The 440-nt window shown below is 72.0% G+C and carries 1 protein-coding gene; it reads left to right on the forward strand.

From position 1 onward, the window contains the following. The coding region (locus D7V88_RS42280; RefSeq protein WP_244238707.1) for an alanine--tRNA ligase-related protein at positions 1–440 on the forward strand (440 nt) is incomplete at both ends.

Genomic DNA, 440 nt, shown 5'->3' on the forward strand with positions numbered 1-440 from the left:
GATCTGGCCGACGGTCTACCTGGACGACGACGAGGCGTTCGACGCCTGGCGGGCCTACGTGCCGGCCGAGCGGATCCAGCGCCGCGGCAAGGACGACAACTACTGGTCGACCGGCGCGGCCGGGCCGGCGGGCCCCTGCTCGGAGATCCACTACGACCGCGGGCCGGAGTACGGCCCCGGCGGCGGGCCGGAGGCCGATCCCACGGGCGACCGGTACCTGGAGATCTGGAACCTGGTCTTCATGCAGTACGAGCGCGGGCCGGGGGAGGGCAAGGAGTTCCCGATCCTCGGCGAGCTGCCGAAGAAGAACATCGACACCGGCATGGGCCTGGAGCGGGTGGCCTTCCTGCTGCAGGGCGTCGACAACATGTACGAGATCGACGAGGTCGCCCCGGTGCTGCACCGGGCCGCCGACCTGGCCGGCCTGCGCTACGGCGCCG

The sequence above is a fragment of the Corallococcus terminator genome (genome assembly GCF_003611635.1).
GTDB lineage: Bacteria > Myxococcota > Myxococcia > Myxococcales > Myxococcaceae > Corallococcus > Corallococcus terminator.